Consider the following 22,743-nt stretch of genomic DNA (forward strand, 5'->3'; position numbering starts at 1 on the left):
GTTGGCTGGTGGCCGAGCGAAAGGGGGCACCCATGAAGATCGAGCGGATCCGTCCCGAGCTGCACCTGCTGCTGCCGGAGTTCGGTCAGATGTATCTGTGGGCCGACGAGGACGGGCTCACCCTCGTCGACACCGGCATCGCCACCTCCGGCGCCGCAGTGGCGGCCGCCCTGCGCGAGCTCGGCTTCCGTACCGAGGACGTCAGGCGGGTCGTGCTCACGCACTTCCACGAGGACCACGCCGGAGGAGCGGCCGAGATCGCCGGCTGGGGTGACGTCACCGTGCTGGCCCACCGGCTGGAGGCGCCGGTGATCCGCGGCGAGCGGCCCGCGCCCCCGCCCCGGTTCACCGATCAGGAACGGGTCCTCCACCAGGAGCTGGGAGCCCACCTGCTGCCTCCCGCGCCCGCCTGCCGGGTGGACCGCGAGCTGGAGGACGGCGACGTGATCGGCTTCGGCGGCGGCGCCCGGGTGATCCACACCCCCGGGCACACCGACGGCAGCATCGCCGTCCACCTGCCTGAGCAGGGAGTGCTGTTCACCGGCGACACGGTCGCGCACGTCGACGGGCAGGTCATGCCCGGCGTGTTCAACCTCGACCGCGACGAGATGCTGCGCTCCTTCCGGCGGCTCGCCGGGGTGGACGCGCGGCTCGCCTGCGTCGGCCACGGCGCGCCCGTCACGGACGCCCACGCCGCACTCAGCGCGGCCGCCGCGGCGCTCTGACGGGCGGGCCGCCCTCCGGGATCAGCTCCAGAGGGCGGGGGCCTGCGCCGGCACCTCGTCCTTGACCTCGGGCTGGTCGATGACCTCCCCGCGCAACGGCAGCAGGACCGTCACCTGGCGGCCCCACTCGGTGTAGACGGTCTCCGACTGGATCCGCACCGAGCCCTTGCCGTAGGGCAGCTCACCCTTCACCGACACGCGCTCCACCCGTCCGGCGGCGCTGAGGCGGAGGGCGTAGGAGATCGCGCCGCCGCGGGCCTTCTTCCACTGCTCGCCGTACCGGGCCACGAACGAGGCGGACGCCCTGGCCAGCTCCTTCGGCTTGATCGTGCCCTTGACCACGCCGCCGCTCCAGGACGCGCGGTGGTCCATGAGCGCCCTGAGCGTGGCGGGCTCGAAGACGTCGAGCAGCAGGTTGCCCGACGGGACGTCGGTGCCGCCGTAGCGCACCCAGCTCGTCCCCTCGGGCAGGGCGTCCTGGACCACCGCGCCGGAGACGTAGCTGACCTGGCCGGAGGAGAGCACCCGGACCGGCGACTGCTGCAGCGCCTCGGTCTCGCGCGGGCTCACCTTCGCCATCCTGGCGAGCAGGCTCCTGCTGTAGGCCAGGCTCTGGCTCGTGTCCGCCGCCCGCGCGCCGCGCGCGTCGAACTCGACGGTGCCGTCGAGCGTCGTGGAGATGTACTCGGCCGCCGAGTACGTCACCTTCGCGGTGCCCCGGACGTTGACGCCCTTGCCCCGCGCCAGCTCGGACGTGAGCACCTTCACCGGATCGATCTTCGGGGCCGCCTGCGCGGGCGCGGCGACGGCGAGCTGCAGCGCACCGGCGACCACGGCGGCACCGACGATGGTTCGCTTCATGGGTTCTTGGTTTCCTTGAGGGGGAATTTCCGGAACGCGAACAATCTGGTGCATGCAAGATCATCAGTCAAGTCGGTGCACACCATGGGTATGCAGGTCGCCGAGACCCCGGCTCAGCTCAGGCGGGCGCGCAGCAGGCAGAACTCGTTGCCCTCGGGGTCGGCCAGCACGTGCCAGGACTCCTCGCCGGTCTGGCCGACGTCGGCCGGGCGGGCCCCGAGGCTCAGCAGGCGTTCGAGCTCGGCGTCCTGGTCGCGGTCGGTCGCGTTGACGTCGAAGTGCATCCGCAGCGGGCCCGTCTTGGGCTCGGTGGCAGGGCTGAAGATCAGGGTCGGCTGCAGCCCGCCGAACCCTTCCCGTGGACCGACCTCCACCGAGCCGTCGGCCTCGGTGTCGAGGACCACGAAGTCCAGCACCTCACACCAGAACGCGGCCAGACCGCGCGGGTCCCGACAAGGGATGATCAGTTCGGAGATGCGACAAGCCATGATCGCATCCTACGCACGGACGCCCCCGGCGAAGACCGCTTCGCCGGGGGCGCCTCACGCCGCGGATCTCAGCCCTTGAGCCAGCTCATCATCGGACGCAGCTTGGCGCCCGTCTTCTCGATGGCGTCCTCGGCCAGCTCGTCGCGGTACTGCTGGAACTTCTTCTGGCCGCTGTCGAACTCGTCGACCAGCTCGCGCGCGAACGACCCGTCCTGGATCTCGCCGAGGATGCGGCGCATCTCCTGGCGGGTCTCCTCGGTGACGACGCGCGGCCCGCGGGTGTAGCCGCCGTACTCGGCGGTGTCGGAGACCGACCAGTACATCTTGGAGATGCCGCCCTCGTACATGAGGTCGACGATGAGCTTCATCTCGTGCAGGCACTCGAAGTAGGCGACCTCGGGCTGGTAGCCCGCCTCGATGAGGGTGTCGAAGCCCGCCTTGATGAGCTCGGACACGCCGCCGCAGAGCACGGCCTGCTCGCCGAACAGGTCGGTCTCCGTCTCCTCCTTGAACGTGGTGCGCAGCGCGCCGGCGCGGGTGCCGCCGATGCCCTTGGCGTACGACAGCGCCAGGTCCAGCGCCTTGCCGGAGGCGTCCTTCTCGACGGCGACGAGACAGGGCACGCCGCGGCCGGCCTCGAACTGGCGGCGCACGAGGTGGCCGGGGCCCTTGGGGGCGACCATGCAGACGTCGACGCCCTCGGGGGCCTCGATGAGGCCGTAGCGGATGTTGAGGCCGTGGCCGAAGAAGAGGGCGTCGCCCTCGACCAGGTTGGGCGCCACGTGCTGGGCGTAGAGGTCACGCTGGACGTGGTCCGGCGCGAGGATCATCGTGAGGTTGGCCTCCTCGACGGCCTCGGCCGGGGTGACGACGCGCAGGCCGTCGTTCTCCGCCTTCTCGCGGCTCTTGGAGCCCTCGGGCAGGCCGACGCGCACGTCGACGCCGGAGTCACGCAGGGAGAGCGCGTGGGCGTGGCCCTGGCTGCCGTACCCCAGCACGGCCACGTGGCGTCCCTGGATGATCGACAGGTCGGCCTGGTCGTCGTAGTAGATCTCGGTCACTTGCTTAGAACCTTTCAGGCGGATTTCAGGCGGTACGGTCCAGTGCCCTGAGGGACCGGTCGGTGATGGAACGGGCACCGCGGCCGACGGCCACCATGCCCGACTGGACGAGTTCTTTGATCCCGAACGGCTCAAGGACCTTGACGAAGGCGTCGAGCTTGTCGGGAGTGCCGGTGACCTCGATGGTCACCGCGTCCGTGGCCACGTCCACGCAGCGGGCGCGGAAGAGCTGGACGAGCTCCAGCACGTGCGAGCGGCTCTCGGCGTCGGCCTTGACCTTGATGAGCGTCAGCTCGCGCTGCACGGACTGCGACGGGTCCAGCTCGACGATCTTGAGCACGTTGACGAGCTTGTTGAGCTGCTTGGTCACCTGTTCGAGGGGCAGCTCCTCGACGCTCACGACGATGGTCATGCGTGAGATGTCGGCGTGCTCGGTGGGCCCGACGGCCAGCGAGTCGATGTTGAAGCCGCGCCGGCTGAACAACGCGGACACGCGCGCCAGCACGCCCGGCTTGTTCTCGACAAGCACGGACAGCGTGTGCCTACTCATCTTCGTTCTCCCACTTCGGCGCCATGTCCCGGGCGATCTTGATGTCGTCGTTGCTGGTGCCCGCGGCGACCATCGGCCAGACCATCGCGTCCTGGTGGACGACGAAGTCGATCACGACGGGCACATCGTTGATCTCCATGGCCTTCTTGATGACGGCGTCCACGTCCTCGGGACGCTCGCACCTGAGACCAACACAACCATAGGCGTCGGCCAGCTTGACGAAGTCGGGGATCCGGCGCGTCGTCTGCAGGTCGGTGTTGGAGTAGCGCTGGTCGTAGAAGAGCGTCTGCCACTGGCGGACCATGCCGAGGTTGCCGTTGTTGATGACGGCGATCTTGATCGGCACGCCCTCCAGGGCACAGGTGGCGAGCTCCTGGTTGGTCATCTGGAAGCAGCCGTCGCCGTCGATGGCCCACACCGTGCTGTCCGGGCAGCCCATCTTGGCGCCCATCGCGGCCGGGACGGCGAAGCCCATCGTGCCGAGGCCGCCGGAGTTGATGAACGTGCCGGGGTTCTCGTAGTCGATGAACTGCGAGGCCCACATCTGGTGCTGGCCGACGCCGGCCACGTAGTAGGCGTCCGGCCCGACGATCGCGCTCAGCCGCTCCATGACGTATTGAGGAGCCAGCGAGCCGTCGGCGAACTGCTCGTAACCCAGCGGGTAGGTCTGCTTGTAGCCGTTGAGCAGCCGCCACCACTCGTCGTAGTCGCCCTTCTGCCCGCCGGCCTGGACGGCCGCGATGAGGTCGGTGAGGACCTCCTTGCAGTCGCCGACGATCGGCACGTCGGCGTGGCGGTTCTTGGAGATCTCGGCCGGGTCGATGTCGGCGTGGACGATCTTCGCGTAGGGGGCGAACGTCGAGAGCTGGCCGGTCACCCGGTCGTCGAACCGCACGCCCAGCCCGATGATCAGGTCGGACTTCTGCAGCGCGCCGACCGCCGCGACGCTGCCGTGCATGCCGGGCATGCCCATGTGCTGCGGGTGGCCGTCGGGGAAGGTGCCCCTCGCCATCAGGGTGGTGACGACGGGGATGTTCGTCAGTTCGGCCAGCTGCAGCAGCTCCGCCGAGGCGCGCGCCTTGTGGACGCCGCCGCCGACGTAGAGGACCGGCCGCCTGGACTCGGCGATCAGCTTGGCCGCCTCGCGGATCTGCTTGGAGTGCGGCCGGGTCACCGGGCGGTAGCCGGGCAGCTGCATGACCGGCGGCCACGAGAAGACCGTCTCGGACTGCAGCGCGTCCTTCGAGATGTCCACGAGCACCGGCCCTGGCCGCCCGGTCGAGGCGATGTGGAACGCCTCCATGATCGTACGGGCGATGTCACCGGGATCCGTCACCAGGAAGTTGTGCTTGGTGATCGGCATGGTGATGCCGGAGATGTCGGCCTCCTGGAAGGCGTCCGTGCCGATCATCGGCGCGGCCACCTGACCGGTGATCGCCACGATCGGCACGGAGTCCATGAAGGCGTCGGCCAGCGGCGTCACCAGGTTGGTCGCCCCCGGCCCGCTGGTCGCCATGCACACGCCCACCTTGCCGGTGGCCTGCGCGTATCCTTCGGCCGCGTGCCCGGCGCCCTGCTCGTGCCGTACAAGCACGTGCCGCACCTTGACCGAGTCGTAGAGGGGATCGTAGGCGGGCAGGATGGCGCCGCCGGGGATCCCGAACACGGTGTCGACCCCCACGTGCTCCAGCGCCCTGACCAGGGCCTGTGCACCTGTCATGCGTTCGGTCATCGGCTCGTTCCTTGCGTGGCTACTCGCTTAGGACATAAAAAAGGCCCCTTCCCACCTGTGACGGCGGGACTGGGGCGGCGCGCAGGTCGTCGTGCTTCGCTATCGGCCTGCGCGCCGGCGAAGTACTACGAGAATCTCACTGCGAAGCATGTCGTCCACGATATCCGCTCCGAACGCCCTGGTGTCAACTTGGTGGACACAAGTCTCAAACCGTGAGACTTGTCCGCATCAGCGAGTCGACACCGCGCGCCGCCATCGGCCGGGCCACGAGGAAGCCCTGACCTCGGGTGCAGCCCATCTCACGGAGGAGTTCGAGCTGCTCGGGGCGTTCGATGCCCTCCGCCACGACGATCAGCCCGAGGTCGTGGCCGAGCCGCACGATCGTACGGGTGAGCAGCGTCAGGGTGTCGTCCCTGCCGAGCCCCGCCACGAACGACGGATCGATCTTGATCATGTCGACGGGGAGCTGCCGCAGGAAGGCGAGCGAGGCGTAGCCGGTGCCGAAGTCGTCGATGGCCAGCCGCACGCCGAGCGCGCGCAGCTCCGACAGCCGCTTGATCGTCTCCTCGGCGTCCTCGACCAGCATCTCCTCGATGACCTCCAGGGTCAGCGCGGAGGCGGGCAGCCCGCTCTCGGCCAGCGCCTCCTCGACGGTCTCGACGAAGCGCGGCGCGGTGATCTGGCGGGCCGACAGGTTGAGCGACAGCCCGATGTCCCAGGAGGAGGCCCGCCAGGCGGCCACCTCGCGGCACGCCTCGCGCAGGATCCACTCGCCGAGCGGCACGATCAGGCCGGTGTCCTCGGCCGGGCCGAGGAACCGCTCGGGCGGCACGAACACCGACCCGCGCCACCAGCGCACCAGCGCCTCCACGGCGGTCACCCGCGAGGTGGCGAGGTCCACGACCGGCTGGTACTCGATCGCGAACTGGTGCTCGATGAGCGCCCGCTGCAGGTCGGCGGCCAGCTCCAGGCGGCGTACGACGTCGGCGTGCATCTGCGCCGCGAACACCTCCACGCGCCTCCCGCCCAGCTCCTTCGAGCGGGCCATGGCCACGTCGGCGTTGCGGATGAGGTCGCCGGCCGGTATGTCGTCCTCGGCGAAGGCCACCCCGACGCTCGCCGTGAGCGCCACGTCGCGGTCGGCCACGCGGAACGGCTCCTGCGACACCGCGCGGACGAGCCGCTCGGCCAGGTCGACCGCCACCTGCGCGTCGCCGCCGGTCTCCACCAGCACCGCGAACTCGTCGCCGCCCCACCGGGCGAGGGTGTCGTCGGCGCGTACGGCCCCGCGCAGCCGCCGCGCGGCCTGCCCGAGCAGGTAGTCGCCGCTGGCGTGGCCGACCGAGTCGTTGACCGAGGTGAACCCGTCGAGATCGAGGAAGATCACCGCGACGTTGCCCACCGTGCGGCCGGAGAGCACCTCGCGGGTGCGCTCCTCGAAGTAGGCCCGGTTGGGCAGGCCGGTGACGCCGTCGTGGAAGGTCAGGTGGGCGACCTGGTTGCGCAGCGCCTCCTCGTCGCTGACGTCCCTGGTGGTGACCAGCATCAGCTCGTCGCCGCCGACGTGGCGGGTGGCGACGGACTCGGTGGGCCGCCAGGTGCCGTCGGCGGCGCGCACCCGGCAGGCGATGAGGCAGGCGCCGGCGGTGGCTTTCTCCTCGTCGAGGCCCAGGGCTTGGAGCGCGGCCTGGATGACGGGGACGTCCTCGGGATGGATGTAGTCGAAGATCGAGCCGCCGACCACCTCGTCGGGCGCGTAGCCGTAGGTGACCTCGACGCCCGCGCCGATCTCGCGCACCACACCCTCGTGGTCGCAGAGGAACACCACGTCGCCGGTGCTCTCGGCCAGCTCCCTGAGCTGCCGCTCGCCGAGCCGGACCAGGCCGCGCAGGCGCACGTTGACCGCCGAGACCACGACCAGCCGGACCAGCAGGAGCAGCACGACGCTGACCGCGATCACCACGACGCCGGTCACGGGGTGCCCGGCGTCGCCGCCGGCCACGTGGGCCAGCAGCGTGCAGGCGGCCACGGCGACCAGACCCAGCGGAACCATCGCGACGAGGTTCTTCGCCACGACCCCGCCGCCCTGGCCCGGCCACTGGATCCAGGGCACGGCCGCCAGCAGCAGGAACGCCACCGGGGCGGGCACCACCGCCCAGACGGGCGGCACGCCGTCGTCGAGGCGCGTCACGGCGACGGCGAGGCCCGCCACGCTCATGGCGAGCAGCGCGCCGGCCCCGGCCAGGCTCAGCGTCCACGACCGCGCCCTGCTCATCGCCACCGACGGGAGCACCGCGCAGGTCACCAGCAGGCCCATCATGGACGGCAGCATGACCAGGGTGAACGTCGGCGGGTCGGCGGTGGCGTCGTAGACGTGGCGGAGCTGCACCACCCATCCGACGAGGAAGATCGAGGCCACGCACAGGTAGGAGTCGGTGATGTGCCTTAACACCGACCTGGCCGGCAGTTTGCGGTCGGCGGCGATCAGCGCGCCGCCCGCGGTGATCACCGTGCCGAGCAGGAGGAACAGGTCGGCGAAGCCGGCGACGAAGCCTCCGTCGACCGGGCGCAACGCCAGTCCGGCGCCCCAGATGACGGCGCCGCCGCCCATCCAGCGGGCGCCCATGGCGGTGGGGCGGTGCCCGCCCGACCGCAGCGAGGCCACCACCAGGGAGGCGGCGGCCGCGAGCGCGGCGATCCCTCCGATGACCGCTCCGGCGACGAGGACCTGATCGTCGTTCAGGAACGCGGCGGCGAGCACCACCGCTCCTGCCGCGATCACAGCGGTCAGCGGCGCACGCGGATCACGCCAGCGGATCACAGTCGTTGCCCATCCCGTCTCGAACTCTGCGTCTCGCGACCGCCGGGGCTCGGCGATCACTCGCCAGTGTGTGCGGTCGCGGGCGCCCGGGTGGTGACAACGCCGATGTCGTCACCGATCTGATAACCACACGGACCGATTGCCGCCAAGAGTTCCTTGACAGTGAGTCAGGAACTCCCTGCAAACGTAACCGTACGCACCCCAGGTCACGGACCAGCCACGTTCCGGAATCCTCTCAGTACGAGTCCCGTCAGTAGGACGCGGTGATGACGTTGTCCAGGTCCTCGCCCGCGCGGTAGCGCGAGAGCTGGGCCTTGATCAGGCGCAGCGTGCGCCGTTCCGAGGCGGGGGTGCTGCCCGCCACGTGCGGGGTGATGAACACGCCCGGCGCGCTCCACAGGGGGTGGCCCTCGGGCAGCGGCTCGGGAGCGGTCACGTCGAGCGCGGCGCGCAGCCGGCCCGTGCGCAGCTCCGCGACCAGCGCGTCGGTGTCGACGACGCTGCCGCGGGCGGCGTTGACCAGCACGGCGCCGTCGCGCATCCGGCCGAGGAAGGCGGCGTCCACCATGCCGGCGGTCTCGGGTGTGGAGGGGACGAGCAGCACCACCACGTCCGCCTGCGGAAGCAGGGCGGGCAGCTCGGCGAGGCCGTGCACGCCCTCGCGGGCGGTGCGCGCCACCCGGACGACCTCGACCTCGAAGCCCTCCAGGCGGCGTTCGAGCGCCGCGCCGATGGAGCCGTGGCCGACGATCAGCACGGTGGAGTCGGCCAGCACGGCGGTGTGGTGGTAGGTCCACTCGCCGCGGCGCTGGGCGTCGGCGAACCCGGGGAACTCGCGCAGCACCGCGATCATCGCGCCGACCGCCCACTCGGCGGTGCCGGCGTCGTGCACGCCGCGCGCGTTGCAGAGGACGGCGCCCGCCGGCATGTGCGGCCGGTACGGCTCCACCCCCGCGGTGACGGTCTGCACCAGCCGCAACGAGGTCATCTTGGCCAGCGTGCCGGGCACGTCGGGCACCGGCATGAGCGGCGGGACCCAGACCTCCACCTCCTCGATCCCCTCAGGCATGGGGGTCGAGGAGTTGTAAACGGCACATTCCACGCCCGGCAGGTCGGACAGGACTTCGGCTACCGATGCGGACGGAACCCAGGTCTTCATGCGGAGAACCTTACGGCGCGCGGGTAAGTATGGAACACATGAGGAAGCTCTGGACGCTCGTGCTCCTGGTCGCGCTGACCGCCTGCTCCCCCGGTTCGCCGGAGACCGGCTCTTCCGAGGCCGCCACCACGTCGGGCGGGACCACCGCGGACGAGGCGACCCCGGCGGACTCCGTCACCGCCACCGTCCGCCCAGGCACGCCCAAGGACGTCGCCACGGGCCTCGCCGTGCCGTGGGCGATCGCGTTCCTGCCGGACGGCGGCGCGCTGGTGACCGAGCGGGACGCCGCCCGGCTGCTCAAGGTGAGCGCGTCCGGGCAGGTCAGCGAGGTGGCGAGGATCGCCGAGGCGCGCCCGGACGGCGAGGGCGGCCTGATGGGCGTCGCCGTCAAGGACGGGCAGGTCTTCCTCTACTACACCGCCGAGCGGGACAACCGCGTCGTCCGGTATGCCTTCGACGGCCGGCGGCTGGGCGCGGGGAAGGTCATCGTGGAGGGCATCCCTAAGGGCGGCATCCACAACGGCGGCCGCCTCGCCTTCGGCCCCGACGGCTACCTCTACGCGGCCACCGGCGAGGTCGGCGACCGTCCTCTGGCGCAGGATCGCGGCTCGCTGGCCGGCAAGATCCTGCGCATGACCGCCGACGGCGCGCCCGCCCCCGGCAACCCGTTCGGCACGCTCGTCTACAGCTACGGCCACCGCAACGTCCAAGGACTGGCCTGGGACCCGGAGGGCCGCCTGTACGCCAGCGAGTTCGGCCAGAACACCTGGGACGAGGTCAACCTGATCAAGCCGGGCGGCAACTACGGCTGGCCCGAGGTCGAGGGACGCGGCGACGACCCCCGCTACGTGAACCCGATCGTCACCTGGCCCACCTCCGACGCCTCGCCGTCCGGCATGGCCTACGCCGGCGGCTCCCTGTGGGTGGGCGCGCTGCGCGGCCAGCGGCTGTGGCAGGTCCCGCTGGCGGCCGGCGGAACGGCAGGAAAGCCGGTCGCGCACTTCGCCGGCCGCTACGGCCGCCTGCGCGCCGTCACGGCCACGCCGGACGGCTCCGCCCTCTGGGTCGGCACCAGCAACGAGGACGGCCGCGGCTCGCCGCGCGAGGGCGACGACCGCGTGATCTCCGTCCCGATCTCCTGACCGGCTACTGGCCGCTGCCGGTGCAGGTGATCTGCGCCTGCGGCCGGTACTCGATGGTCAGCTTCGGGTCCCGCTTGACGACCTTGCCGCCCTGGTGGGACACCCGGGTGACGTCGACGGTGAAGCCCTCCTGCCCGAGGGTGGGCAGGCAGCCCGGCTCGGAGCTGACCTCCCGGCGGAACGGGACGACGTCCCGGCGCTCCGACGTGACCGCCTCGACCTTGTCGTAACGCTTGGTGCTCCAGAGCGTCACCGTCACGGAGGTGTCCGTGGAGGCGGTCTTGATCAGCACGCCGTACTCGGAGTCGTTGCGCCACTTCAGGTCGGTCTGCGGGTAGAGCAGCGCCACGTCGCGGCCGGCCGGGTAGCGCGGCGCGTAGTAGTCCATGGGCTGGTGCTCGACGTCCTCGAAACCGCCGAAGAAGGCCGCGTTGTACATGGTCGTGGCGAACTGCGAGACGCCGCCGCCGACGAGGCTGACCATGCGCCCGCCGACGATCTGCCCGGCCACGACGTAGCCGTCCTCGACCGTCCGCTCGCCGATCACCTCGTTGATCGAGAACGTCTCCCCGGGCTTCACCACATGGCCGTCGAGCTGCTGCGCCATGCGCCTGATGTTGGTGACGCGGGTCTGGCAGCACTCGAAGGACGTGGTGAAGGTGGCCACCTGCTCCTTGACGCCGAGGCCGCGGATCTGCTGGGTGGTGACGGCCGGCTCGACCGTGCCGAGCCGTACCGGGACGCTCCGGACGCCGCCGGTGTCGAAGACCTTCTCCGCGTCCCTGGCGAGCAGCTTGTCGTTCACGCCCCGGCCGGTGCGCGAGGGCACCAGGACCGGGGCGCCGTTCACGATCTGGTACGTCGCGTCACGCGGCTGCTGCGCGGCGTCGACCAGGGTGCTCTCCAGCCCGGCGAGCGCCGCCTTGGCGTCGAACTGGGGCACGAGCGTGCCGTCGCCGTCCGGCACGTACGCCAGGTTGGCCGCGATCGTCGCGGGCGTGATCTGCGCCTGCCTGCCGTCCGCGGTCAGCGTCAGCGGCGCGGACACGGCCTGGCGCGCCTTGGCCAGGGCCGCCTCCACCGCCTCGGGGGTGGTGACGGGCTTGGCGGGCCGCAGGGTGAGGACGACGTTGCCGCCGCCGCGCAGGAACGCCTCGCCGATGCGGCGTACGGCGTCCTCGCGGTCGAGCACCACGCCGTCGGCGGGCCGGCGGGCCTTGGGCACCAGGCCCGCGAACGTGACACGCCCTTCGACGGCGGGCTTGTCCACGGCCTCGGCCAGGCCGTCCACGGTCCTGGCGAGCTGGGAGGAGTCGATGCTGATCTTCGGCTGGAGCTCGGTGGTGCCGGTCAGGCCCCGCCAGACCTCCACGGGGCTGGGGAACCCGCTGGGCGCCTGGCCGATGGTGCCGACCACGTCGAGCTCCAGCCCGGCCTCGTCGGCCTGGACACTGTCCTTCTTGTCGCCGATCTCGACCGCGACCGGCCTGCTGAGCTTGGCGCCCAGCTCGTCGCGCAGCTTGTCGGCCGCCTGAGTCACGGTGAGGCCGCCGATGTCCACCCCGGCCACGCGGGTGCCGCGTAACACCGAGCCGGACATGAAGACCGCGGGCACCACGTACGCCAGCGCGGCCAGCACCACCACGAGCAGCGCGAGGCCGGGCAGCAGGCGGCGGCGCCGGGGCGGCTCGGGTTCGCCGCCGAAGGAGGGCCGCTCGCCCGGCCCGGACCCGAACACGGGCGGCGCGGGCTCCTTCTCCTTCATCGGCCAGGGCTGGGCCGGCGGCGTCACGGGCGGCAGCGCGCCGGACGCGGGGCCGCCCGCCGCGCCCGGGCCCTGCGCCGGCCGGGTGTCCTGGCGGTCCGGCGGGCCGAAGATGTCCCGGGAGACGCCCGGCGGCAGTCCTTCGATGCGCGGCTTCCTGGAGACGCTCGACGTGGGCAGAGGCACCGAGGCGAACGGGTCCGTCGGTGATTCGATCGGTCCGGCGTTTCGCACGCCTCAATCTCCTCCCGGTCCGCAGCCAAGTCTCAGGCAACAGTAAGGCACGCCGATCCGCATATGTCACGGGAAATGGATACGGAAGTGTGTCAACCTAGCCACCGGTAGCGGTGCTCCGGCCGGCCGGCCGTGCCGTACCGTGGCCGCGACTCCGCCCGGCCCACCGTGCTCAGGTGATCGAGGTAACGGCGGGCGCTCACCCGCGACAGGCCCGTGAGCTCGGCGGTCTCGGCCGCGGACAGGTCGCGGCCCGCCTCCCTGAGCGTGTCCGCGACCAGCGCGCAGGTGGCCGCCGACAACCCCTTCGGCAGCGGGGCCGCGGTGGCGGGCGCGCCGAAGAGGCGGTCCACGTCGTCCTGCCGGACCTCGGCGCCGATGGCGGTCAGGCGGCGGCGGGTGTCGGCGTAGTGCCGGAGGCGTTCGGCGAGCGCCGCGGCGGTGAACGGCTTGATGAGGTAGTTCACCGCGCCGCCGCGCATGGCCTCCTGGACCGTGGGCACGTCGCGGGCGGCGCTGACCATGAGGACGTCCACGTCGTGGAGCGCCTTCAGCACCTCCAGCCCCGACATGTCGGGCAGGTAGATGTCGAGCAGCACCAGATCGGGCCGCAGCTCCGCCGCCGCGGCCAGGGCGCCGGCCCCCGTGTGCGCCGTGGACACCACCTGGAAGCCGGGCACGCGGGCCACGTAACCGCCGTGGATGCGGGCCACCATGAAGTCGTCGTCCACGACCAGCACCCGTACGTCGCTCATGGCGCTCGCGTCCCCAGTGCGGCCTCCGCGAGGGAGGGCAGGAAGGCGGTGAAGACCGCGCCGCCCGCGTTGCCCACGCGCACCCAGCCGCCCCGGCGCAGGCACGCCTGCCGGGTCAGGGCCAGGCCGAGACCGCGCGGCCCCGAGTGGGCGGCCTTGGTCGTGAAGCCCTCCCTGAACACCTCCTCGACCAGGTCGGGGGCGATGCCGGGGCCGGAGTCGCCGACCCGTACGCGCAGGCCGTCCGCGTCCGAGCGCACCGACACCTCGATCGTGCCCGGCGCGCCGTCGAGCGCGTCGATCGCGTTGGCCACCAGGTTGCCGACGACGAGGACGGCATCCTGCGGATCGCCGAGCGTGCCCCCCGGCACCAGGGAGTCCTCCGCCAGCACGAGCGTCGCGCCGCGCTCGGCGGCCTCGGCGGACTTGGCCAGCAGCAGGGCGGCCAGCGTGGGGTCCTGGACCCGTTCGCCCAGGTCGCTGGCGTACGTGCCGCGCGTGGTGCGGGTGATGAACCCGATCGCGGCCTCGTGCTCGCCCAGCTCAAGCAGCCCGACGACGGTGTGCATGCGGTTGGCGAACTCGTGGGCCTGCGCCCGCAGCGCGTCGGTGGCGCTGCTGGCGTCGTCCAGCTCGCGGGCCAGGCGGATCAGCTCGGTACGGTCCCTGAGGGTGACGACCCAGCCGAGGTGCCGGCCGCGTACCGACACGGGGGTGCGGTTGAGCACCAGCACCCGCTCGCCGTGCAGCACGACGCGGTCCTCGCCCGGGTCGGCGCCGCCGAGCACGTCGCGCAGCCGCCCCGAGACCGGCAGCCGGGTCAGGTCCTCACCCTCGTCCACCGCGCCGAGCAGGTCGCGGGCGGCGTCGTTGACCAGCGTCACGCGGCCGTCGAGATCGAGCGCGAGCACGCCCTCCTTGACGCCGTGCAGCACGCCCTCGCGCTGCTCCAGCAGCGCCGCGATCTCCCTCGGCTCCAGGCCGAAGGTCTGCCTGCGCACCCGGGCGGTGACGAGCGCGGCCAGCGTCAGCCCGGCCAGCATGACCGCGAGCGCGGTCCACACCAGCGGCGGCAGCGCGCCGCCGAGCTGGTTCATGACCGTGGTCTCCAGGACGCCGACGGACACCAGGCCGATGACGGCGCCGTACTCGTCGCGGATCGGGCTCTTGCCGCGGACCGTGGTGCCGAGCGTGCCGGTCTCGGTGCCGACCCAGCTCCGCCCGGTACGCAGCACCACGGTGCCGTCGGTGGACAGCCGCTTGCCGATGAGCGAGGCGTTGGGGTGGGCGTAGCGGCGCTGCTGGGCGTCGGCGATGACGACGTAGTCGGCGCCGGTCTCCTGCTGGACCCCCAGCGCGAGCGGCTGCAGCACGCTCTCCGGATCGGGCAGCCTGAACGCCGCCCGGACCTGCGGGAGCGCGGCCACCGACTGGGCGATGGCGAGAGCCCGCTGCTGGTGCAGCGCATCGAGCTGCTCGCGGGTGTGGCCCGCCCACACCGCGGCCGTGCCGCCGGCGGCCATCAGCACGATCACCATCTGAAGTACGAAGAGCTGAGTGCCCAGCGGCGCCTCACGCACCCGTCTCGCGAGCCACATCTGTCTGCACCCAGGTCACGACCAATACGACCACTATGACGGCAAGCATGCAAAGCCTCGACGCCGACCGGAAGGGGATTCACCATCCCATTTTCATAACCGTGAATTTCTCTTTCCTGGAGTCGATCATGCGTCTGCGCGTCATCGTCACGCTCGCGGCGTTCTCCCTGGCCGCCCTGACCGGCTGCGGCGGGCAGGGCGGGGGGACCACCGCCTCGGGTTCGCTGCGCATCATGGCCCCGGCCGCGCCCGGCGGCGGCTGGGACCAGACCTCCCGCACCGCCGAGCAGGCGTTCAAGAGCGCCGCGCCGGACCGCAAGGTCGAGGTGTTCAACGTGCCCGGCGCGGGCGGCACCATCGGCCTGGCCCAGCTCGCCGGCGAGAAGGGCAACGGCAACCTGCTCATGACGATGGGCCTGGTCATGGTGGGCGCCATCGAGCAGAACAAGTCGAAGGTCACGCTGGCGGAGACCACCCCGATCGCGAAGCTGACCGAGGAGTACGAGATCGTCGTGGTCCCGGCCGCCTCGCCCCACAAGACGCTGGCCGACCTGGTGGCGGCGTGGAAGGCCGATCCGGCGAAGGTGTCGATCTCCGGCGGCTCGGCGGGCGGCACCGACCACATCGTGGCCGGGCTCATGGCCAAGGCCGCGGGCGTGGACCCCAAGCAGGTCAACTACATCGCCCACTCCGGCGGCGGCGAGGCGCTGAACGAACTCCTCGGCGGCAAGGTCACCGCCGGCGTCTCGGGCGTCTCCGAGTTCGCCGAGCACGTCAGGTCGGGCAAGCTGCGCGCCCTCGGCGTCACCTCCGGCGAGCGCCTGCCCGGCCTGGACGCGCCCACCCTCAAGGAGGGCGGCCTGGACGTGGAGCTGGCCAACTGGCGCGGCTTCGTCGCCCCCGCCGGCCTGTCCGAGGCCGACAGGACCGCGCTGACCGACCTGGTCACCAAGATGCACGACGCCCAGCCGTGGAAGGACGCCGTCGCCAAGAACGGCTGGATCGACTCCTTCCAGACCGGTCAGCCCTTCGCCGACTTCCTGAACGCCGAGCAGACCCGGGTCAAGGGCATCATCGCCGAGATGGGGCTCGTGTCCTGATGACGCGCCTGCGTTCCTGGTGGCGGCCCGAGCTCGGGCTCGCGCTCGTGGTGCTCGGGCTGGGAGTCTTCGTGATCGCCGGGACGCTCGACGTCTCGGCGGCGGCCTCCCGGCTCGGCCCCGGGCCCCGGTTCTTCCCCGTGCTGGTCGGCGGGGCCATGGTGGTCATCGGCCTGTTCTACGTCCTCGACGTGCTGCGCGGCGGGCACGGCGACCCCGAGGAGAGCGAGGACGTCGACGCCGCCGCCCCCGCCGACCGGCGCGGCGTGCTGCTGGTGAGCGGCATCTTCCTGGCCTTCGCCGCGCTGCTCGACCTGCTCGGCTGGATCATCGGCGCGAGCCTGCTGTTCTTCGGGCTGTCGGTGGCGCTCGGGGCCGAGCACAAGGTGCGGGCGGCCGTGGTCGCCGTGGTCATGGGCGTGCTCACGTACGTGCTGTTCGTGAAGGGGCTCGGCGTGCGGCTGCCGGACGGGCCGCTCGCGGGGGTGATGTGAGATGACCTCCCTGGAGCTGCTGCTGGACGGCTTCGCGGCCGCGCTCACCCCCGTCAACCTCATGTACGCGCTGGTCGGCGTCACCCTCGGCACCCTGGTCGGCGTGCTGCCCGGCATCGGGCCGGCGATGACGGTGGCGCTGCTGCTGCCGGTCACGTTCACGGTGCCGCCGACCGCCGCGTTCATCATGTTCGCCGGCATCTACTACGGCGGCATGTACGGCGGCTCGACCACGTCCATCCTGCTCAACACGCCCGGCGAGTCCTCCTCCATGATCACCGCGCTGGAGGGCAACAAGATGGCCCGGCGCGGGCGGGCGGCGCAGGCCCTCGCCACGGCGGCCATCGGCTCGTTCGTGGCCGGGACCGTCGCCACCGCGCTGCTGGTCGTGGCGGCCCCGGCGGTGGTGGCGTTCGCGATCTCGTTCGGGCCCGAGGACTACTTCGCGCTCGCCGTCCTCGCGTTCACCGCGGTGTCGTCGGTGCTGTCGCGCTCGGTCGTGCGCGGCCTCGCCTCGCTCGGCCTCGGCCTCGTGATCGGGCTCGTCGGCATCGACCAGCAGACCGGGCAGGCGCGGCTCACGCTCGGCGTCCCGCAACTCCTCGACGGCATCGACGTGGTGATCGTCGCGGTCGGCCTGTTCGCGCTGGGCGAGGCCCTGTACGTGGCCTCGCGGCTGCGCCACTCGCCTCCCTCCGTGGTGCCCGTCGGGCGGGCGTGGATGGGGCGGGCGGACTGGCGGCGCTCCTGGCTGCCGTGGCTGCGCGGCACCGCGCTGGGGTTCCCGTTCGGGGCGCTGCCGGGCGGCGGGGCCGAGATCCCGACGTTCCTGTCGTACGCGGCCGAGCGCCGCCTGGCCCGCGGGGTGGCCCGCGAGGAGTACGGCAAGGGCGCCATCGAGGGCGTCGCCGGTCCCGAGGCGGCCAACAACGCCTCCGCCGCCGGCACCCTCGTGCCGCTGCTCACGCTGGGCCTGCCCACCTCCGCGACCGCCGCGATCATGCTGGCCGCCTTTCAGCAGTACGGCCTGCAGCCCGGCCCCCAGCTCTTCGACCACAACCCGGCGCTGGTCTGGGCCATGATCGCCTCGCTGTTCATCGGCAACGCGATGCTGCTGGTGCTCAACCTGCCGCTGGCCCCGGTGTGGGCGCGGGTGCTGCGGGTGCCGAGGCCGTACCTGTACGCCGGGATCGTGCTGTTCGCCGCCCTCGGCGTGTACGCGCTGAACGGCACCGTCGTGGACCTGTTCGTGCTGTACGTCCTCGGCCTGCTCGGCTACGCCATGCGCCGCTTCGGCCTGCCCATCGCCCCCGCGGTGATCGGCATGATCCTGGGGCCGATGGCGGAGATCCAGCTCCGCCGGGCGCTCGCGATCGGCGCGGGCGACGCGAGCGTGCTGGTGCGCAGCCCGGTCGCGGCGGTGCTGCTGGCGCTGGCGGCGCTGGCCCTGCTGACGCCCCTCGCGAGGCGCCTGACGGCCCGACCTGGCGCACCCTCCTACGGAAGGCCCGCCCCCGAGGACTGACCGGTCCTACGCGGGGCCGGCCCCCGAGGGCTGACCGGCCGGCGCCCCGGCCTCGCTGACCTGGCGGGGCCGGCCGAACGCCCTGGGGGCGATGGCCAGCCCCGCCAGCGCCATCACCAGCGTCGCCGCGAACACCACCCAGTACTCCCGCCCCGCCGACAGGAACAGCGCCCCCGTGACCGCCACCGACACCACCGAGAACACCGACTCCCCCACCTGCAGCGCCGAACTGTTCTCCCCCTGCTCGCCCGGCGCCGACAGCTCCAGCGTGAGCACCGACAGCGTCGGATAGATCAGCCCGATCCCGAACCCGGTGACGATCCACGCCGGATACGCCACCGCCAACGGCACCGACGGGATCGTCACCGCCCCCATGGCCACGATGCCGGCCGCGATCATCGCCGAGCCGAGCCGCAGGTTGGTCCGCTGCCCGAAGACCTCCCGCCCCTGCAGCCACGACGCGAACGACCAGCTCAGCGCGCCACCGGTGAGCACCAGCCCGGCCGCCGTCGTGGACAGCTCGCGCTCCTCGCGCAGCATGAGCGGCACCATCACCTCGGCCGCGAAGAACGCCCCGGCGGCCAGCCCGCGCAGCCCCACGACGGACGGCAGCCCGCGGGCCGCCCGCAGCGTCCCGGGCGGCAGCAGCCGGGGCAGCGCCACGGCCAGCACCACGAGCCCGGCGATCAGCAGGGGCAGCCGCCCGTCGGTGCTGCCGTACTGCATGAGCACGGCCCCGACGGCCGTCACCGCCGCCCACGTGATCTTCGCCGACAGGCCGGGGGCGGGCGCGCGCTGCCCGCCGCTCACCGGCTGCCCCGCCAGCCCGCGCACCAGCAGCAACCCGGCGGCCCCGGTCAGGAACGGCACCAGCAGGAACACCGACCGCCAGCCCAGCGCGTCGGTCAGCACGCCCACGATCGCCGGTCCCACCATCGACGGCACCACCCACGCCGTCGCGAACAACGAGAAGATCCGCGGATGCAGCTCCTCGGGATAGACCCGGGCCACCAGCACGTACAGCGCCACGCTGACCAGCGCCCCGCCGAACCCCTGCACGAAGCGGCCGGCGATCAGCACCTCCATGCTCGGCGCGAGCCCCGCCACGGCCAGCCCGGCCGCGAACCCGGCCACGCCCGTCCACAGCGGCGCCCGCGGCCCGCGCAGGTCGGCCCACCGGCCGCCGAGCACCGTGCCGACCACGCTCGCCGCCATCGCGCCGCTGAAGGCCAGCCCGTACAGCTCCAGCCCGCCCAGCTCCTCGGCCACGACCGGCATCGCGATCGCGACCGCCATGTACTCGAAGGCCACCAGCGACATCAGCGCCACCAGGCCGGCCGTCAACGCTTTCCTCGTCATGCCGCCGAACCTACGGCCTGGCCGCGCGCCGCACCTCCGGCGGGGGTGCCGCTCCGCCTCGGCAATCGGGCCTAGGACCTGCCTCACCACGCACGAGGGCCCCGCCGCCGCGGCGACGAGGCCCCTGACCGCGCGTCCGGACGGTTACTCGGACACGCCCAGCTTCTCCAGGATGAGCTGCCGGGCGCGGGCGGCGTCCGCCTTGCCCTTGCTGGCCCGCATGACCCCGCCGACCAGCGCGCCGGCGGCGGCGATCTTCCCTGCGCGCACCTTGTCGGCCGCGTCGGCGTTGTCGGCCAGCACCTGGTCGATGATCGCCGACAGCTCGCCCTCGTCGTTGACGATCTTCAGCCCGCGCGCCTCGACGACCTCGTCAGGGCTGCCCTCGCCGCCGAGCACGCCCTCCAGCACCTCGCGCGCCAGCTTGTCGTTGAGCGCGCCGGAGGCGACCAGCTCGGTCACCCGCGCGACCTGCGCCGGCGTGATGGCCAGCTCGGCCAGCGGCACGCCGGTCTCGTTGGCGCGGCGGGCCAGCTCGCCCATCCACCACTTGCGCGCGTCGGCCGCCGGCGCGCCGGCCGCGACCGTCGCCTCGACCAGGTCGAACGCGTCGGCGTTGTGCATGGCCTGCATGTCGAGGTCGGACAGCCCCCACTCGGCCTGCAGCCGCCTGCGCCGCACCGACGGCAGCTCGGGCAGCGCCGCCTTCAGCTCGGCCACCCACGCCGGGTCGGGCGCGATCGGCACCAGGTCGGGCTCGGGGAAGTAGCGGTAGTCCTGCGCCTCCTCCTTGGAACGCCCGGACGTGGTGGTGCCGGTGTCCTCGTGGAAGTGCCGGGTCTCCTGGACGATCGTGCCGCCGTCGGCGAGGACGGCGGCCTGCCGCTCGATCTCGCTCCGCACGGCCCGCTCGACGCTGCGCAGCGAGTTGACGTTCTTGGTCTCGGTGCGGGTGCCCCACTCCGACGCGCCGCGCGGCATCAGCGAGACGTTGACGTCGCAGCGCAGCGAGCCCTCCTCCATGCGCACGTCGGAGACGCCGAGCGAGCGCATGATCTCACGCAGCTCGGTGACGTACGCGCGGGCGACGTCGGGCGCGAGCCGGTCGGTGCCGGGGATGGGCTTGGTGACGATCTCGACCAGCGGGATGCCCGCCCGGTTGTAGTCGACGATCGAGTGGTCGGCCCCGTGGATGCGCCCGGTCGCGCCGCCCACGTGGGTGGACTTGCCGGTGTCCTCCTCCAGGTGCACCCGCTCGATGCCGATGCGCACGGTCTCGCCGTTCACCTCGACGTCGAGGTAGCCGTCGAAGCAGAGCGGCTCGTCGTACTGGGAGATCTGGTAGTTCTTCGGCATGTCCGGATAGAAGTAGTTCTTCCGGGCGAAGCGGCACCACTCGGCGATCGAGCAGTTGAGCGCCAGGCCGATGCGGATCGTCGACTCGATCGCCATGGCGTTGGCCACCGGCAGCGCGCCGGGCAGCGCCAGGCAGGTCGGGCAGACCTGCGTGTTGGGCGGAGCGCCGAAGGTGGTCTTGCAGCCGCAGAACATCTTCGACCTGGTGCCCAGCTCGACGTGCGTCTCCAGCCCGAGCACCGGCTCGAACCGCTCCAGCGCTTCGTCGTACGGCATGAGCGTACCGGCAGTCATGATGAGGTCCTTAGTTCAGATCGTTGCTTTTCAAGCTATCGCGTGGACGGTCAGAGGAAGCCATGGCTCCTCAGCGCCTTCGAGGTGGCCTCCACCCAGCCCGCGTAGGCGGGCAACTGGGCCAGCACGGCGAGATCGACGTGATCACCGGCGAAGGCGAAATGCTCGTCCACCTTCCGGTGACGCACTCCTGCCAGCACGGCTCTCAGCACGGACTTCGGATCGGGAAGTCTCTCGGCCTCGCGCGGCTTGCCCGGCAGGCGGCTGAGGTCGACGCCGGGAACCCGGGCCCACACCTGGGCGTCCACCAGGAGCCATGCCTCGGTCTCCTTCACGGGCACCAGAGGAATGACACTCTCGCCGGCGTGCCGGGAAGCCTTGTCCCGTTCCCGGTGGTCGCTGTGCAGGAAGATCAGATGGCAATCGTCCGCCAGCTCCTGGATGGCCTGCCGGACGCGGTCGTCATCCTTGATCATGCGGCACACGCCGTACTGCACCGCCTGCACGTCCACCGGACGTGGCGCGTGATCCGTCAAGGCTCGGAGCTGGCGCCCGATGACCCTGCCGAGGAAGAGCTCGTCCGTGTCGCCCTCCGTGACCAGTCCTGGCACGAGCGGCCGGCTCATGGCACCTGTCCGACCGTGCTCAGGTAGCTGCGCACCTGACGTGGGGACACGAAAGTGCCCGGCTCTCCCGACCTGCGCACCGGCTTGGCGACGGTCACCCGGGATCGAGGGCTCCCTCCGCCGGTCCGCCAGACCGACTCGAGGAAGACCAAGGCGTCCGGCGCCGCCTGGTAGAGCGTCGACACCGCGACGGGTGAGTGGGTGGTGAGGATCACCTGCCGCCAGGATCGCTCCGTGGCCCCCACGCGCTGCGCGGCCCTCTCCAGCAGTTGCCCGAGCCTGCTCGGGTGCAGACCGTTCTCCACTTCCTCCACCATGAGCAGGCCCGAGGACGACGGGTCGTAGAGGGCGGCCAGCAACGCCAGCACCCGCAACGTGCCGTCGGACGCGAGCCTGCCCGGCATCGGCTCATGGTCGACGAGAATGTCGAACGACCACTCCTCCTGCCGCTCGTCCAGAACCGGACAGACGCCCGTGACGTCGGGTATCAATGCGGAGACGTCCACCATGAGGTCGTCCAGCTCACCCGTGTCCTTCATCCTGCCCAGCACCGCTGCCAGATTGGCGGCGTTCTCCGTCAGTGGCCGGCGGTCGTGCGCCGAGGCCGGGCGCCGCATCGCAGCAGGGTCCGGCACGTGGAAGTGCCAGCGCCGGGCTTCCTCGGGCCACACCTTCTGCCCAGCCGCACGGGGCGAGGTCTCCACCGACCAGCTCCCGGACCTGACGGCCTCGATCCGAGCGCCGATCCTCTCCCAGGAGGCGTGCGGTCCCGGCTCCGCGACGACGTTCATCGTGAACCGCGGCGACGGACCCTGTCCCATCGGCCGGTGGAACAACTCCTGCGGTTTGCCTCTTCTCGGAGTGAGCAGCGGGTCCTCGTCGGCGAACGCCATGCTCGCGTGGGACATCAGGGCCGAGCGGGCGAACGCCAGCGCGTCCAGCAGGTTGGACTTGCCGCTGGAGTTCGGGCCCACGAGGGCGAGGAACGGCGGCACGTCGAGGGCGAAGTCCAGGAAGGACTTGAACCCGTCGATCTCGATGCGCGTGAGCATGCCGCCGTCTCCTTTCTCGTCGCTCGTCCGCTCGTCGCTCGTCCTG

19 protein-coding genes are annotated in these 22,743 nt (G+C 71.8%); 5 read left to right on the forward strand and 14 right to left on the reverse strand.

The features are described from left to right. Positions 1-32 precede the first annotated feature (32 nt). Positions 33-725 (forward strand): MBL fold metallo-hydrolase, encoded by a 693-nt coding sequence (locus Nocox_RS35245; protein WP_020544003.1) that lies wholly within the window; start codon positions 33-35, stop codon positions 723-725. A 21-nt stretch (positions 726-746) separates the two neighbouring features. On the opposite strand, the gene Nocox_RS35250 is transcribed toward Nocox_RS35245, so the two are convergent. From Nocox_RS35250 to Nocox_RS35280, 7 genes are all read right to left on the reverse strand, one after another. Then, positions 747-1,586, reverse strand: a complete 840-nt coding sequence (locus tag Nocox_RS35250) for a hypothetical protein (protein ID WP_020544004.1) — start codon at positions 1,584-1,586, stop codon at positions 747-749. 113 nt (positions 1,587-1,699) lie between these two features. Beyond that, positions 1,700-2,074 (reverse strand): VOC family protein, encoded by a 375-nt coding sequence (locus Nocox_RS35255; RefSeq protein ID WP_026214495.1) that lies wholly within the window; start codon positions 2,072-2,074, stop codon positions 1,700-1,702. A 68-nt stretch (positions 2,075-2,142) separates the two neighbouring features. Beyond that, a complete protein-coding gene (gene ilvC / locus Nocox_RS35260; protein ID WP_026214496.1) occupies positions 2,143-3,126 on the reverse strand; it encodes a ketol-acid reductoisomerase in 984 nt (327 codons plus the stop codon). Positions 3,127-3,160: 34 nt separating this feature from the next. After that, on the reverse strand, positions 3,161-3,685 hold the full coding sequence (gene ilvN / locus Nocox_RS35265; protein WP_026214497.1) for an acetolactate synthase small subunit: 525 nt from the start codon (positions 3,683-3,685) through the stop codon (positions 3,161-3,163). After that, positions 3,678-5,417 (reverse strand): acetolactate synthase large subunit, encoded by a 1,740-nt coding sequence (locus Nocox_RS35270; RefSeq protein WP_020544008.1) that lies wholly within the window; start codon positions 5,415-5,417, stop codon positions 3,678-3,680. Before Nocox_RS35270 ends, ilvN begins: the two co-directional genes overlap by 8 nt. A gap of 205 nt (positions 5,418-5,622) precedes the next feature. Then, complete coding sequence (locus Nocox_RS35275) at positions 5,623-8,199, reverse strand: putative bifunctional diguanylate cyclase/phosphodiesterase (protein ID WP_246649656.1); 2,577 nt, start codon at positions 8,197-8,199, stop codon at positions 5,623-5,625. A 289-nt stretch (positions 8,200-8,488) separates the two neighbouring features. Beyond that, positions 8,489-9,307: a 2-hydroxyacid dehydrogenase gene (locus Nocox_RS35280; RefSeq protein ID WP_020544010.1), complete on the reverse strand. Its 819-nt coding sequence runs from the start codon at positions 9,305-9,307 to the stop codon at positions 8,489-8,491. A gap of 128 nt (positions 9,308-9,435) precedes the next feature. Between Nocox_RS35280 and Nocox_RS35285 the strand changes: the two genes are divergently transcribed. After that, a complete protein-coding gene (locus Nocox_RS35285; protein WP_020544011.1) occupies positions 9,436-10,539 on the forward strand; it encodes a PQQ-dependent sugar dehydrogenase in 1,104 nt (367 codons plus the stop codon). A gap of 4 nt (positions 10,540-10,543) precedes the next feature. Here Nocox_RS35285 and Nocox_RS35290 read toward each other — a convergent pair whose 3' ends face one another. The 3 genes from Nocox_RS35290 to Nocox_RS35300 form a co-directional block, all read right to left on the reverse strand. Next, entirely contained in the window at positions 10,544-12,538 is a 1,995-nt protein-coding gene (locus Nocox_RS35290) for a VanW family protein (protein ID WP_020544012.1), read from the reverse strand. A gap of 92 nt (positions 12,539-12,630) precedes the next feature. Next, entirely contained in the window at positions 12,631-13,293 is a 663-nt protein-coding gene (locus tag Nocox_RS35295; RefSeq protein WP_020544013.1) for a response regulator, read from the reverse strand. Further along, a complete protein-coding gene (locus Nocox_RS35300) occupies positions 13,290-14,831 on the reverse strand; it encodes an ATP-binding protein (protein ID WP_246649657.1) in 1,542 nt (513 codons plus the stop codon). Before Nocox_RS35300 ends, Nocox_RS35295 begins: the two co-directional genes overlap by 4 nt. A 161-nt stretch (positions 14,832-14,992) precedes the next feature. On the opposite strand from Nocox_RS35300, the gene Nocox_RS35305 reads away from it, so the two are divergent. The 3 genes from Nocox_RS35305 to Nocox_RS35315 are packed head-to-tail and all read left to right on the forward strand — an operon-like array spanning position 14,993 to position 18,010. Beyond that, positions 14,993-15,991: a tripartite tricarboxylate transporter substrate binding protein gene (locus Nocox_RS35305; protein ID WP_246649658.1), complete on the forward strand. Its 999-nt coding sequence runs from the start codon at positions 14,993-14,995 to the stop codon at positions 15,989-15,991. Then, positions 15,991-16,485 (forward strand): tripartite tricarboxylate transporter TctB family protein, encoded by a 495-nt coding sequence (locus Nocox_RS35310; RefSeq protein WP_020544016.1) that lies wholly within the window; start codon positions 15,991-15,993, stop codon positions 16,483-16,485. The genes Nocox_RS35305 and Nocox_RS35310 overlap by 1 nt, the downstream gene beginning before the upstream one ends. Position 16,486: 1 nt before the next feature. Further along, positions 16,487-18,010 (forward strand): tripartite tricarboxylate transporter permease, encoded by a 1,524-nt coding sequence (locus tag Nocox_RS35315; protein WP_020544017.1) that lies wholly within the window; start codon positions 16,487-16,489, stop codon positions 18,008-18,010. Positions 18,011-18,016: 6 nt separating this feature from the next. Here Nocox_RS35315 and Nocox_RS35320 read toward each other — a convergent pair whose 3' ends face one another. From Nocox_RS35320 to Nocox_RS35335, 4 genes are all read right to left on the reverse strand, one after another. Next, a complete protein-coding gene (locus Nocox_RS35320) occupies positions 18,017-19,369 on the reverse strand; it encodes an MFS transporter (protein WP_051112593.1) in 1,353 nt (450 codons plus the stop codon). Positions 19,370-19,513: 144 nt separating this feature from the next. After that, positions 19,514-21,019, reverse strand: a complete 1,506-nt coding sequence (gatB, locus tag Nocox_RS35325) for an Asp-tRNA(Asn)/Glu-tRNA(Gln) amidotransferase subunit GatB (RefSeq protein WP_026214499.1) — start codon at positions 21,017-21,019, stop codon at positions 19,514-19,516. Positions 21,020-21,069: 50 nt separating this feature from the next. Then, on the reverse strand, positions 21,070-21,531 hold the full coding sequence (locus tag Nocox_RS35330; protein ID WP_343224324.1) for a hypothetical protein: 462 nt from the start codon (positions 21,529-21,531) through the stop codon (positions 21,070-21,072). Positions 21,532-21,641: 110 nt separating this feature from the next. Further along, positions 21,642-22,697: an AAA family ATPase gene (locus tag Nocox_RS35335; RefSeq protein WP_020544021.1), complete on the reverse strand. Its 1,056-nt coding sequence runs from the start codon at positions 22,695-22,697 to the stop codon at positions 21,642-21,644. Positions 22,698-22,743: the final 46 nt, after the last annotated feature.

The sequence above is a fragment of the Nonomuraea coxensis DSM 45129 genome (genome assembly GCF_019397265.1).
Taxonomy (GTDB): Bacteria; Actinomycetota; Actinomycetes; order Streptosporangiales; family Streptosporangiaceae; genus Nonomuraea; species Nonomuraea coxensis.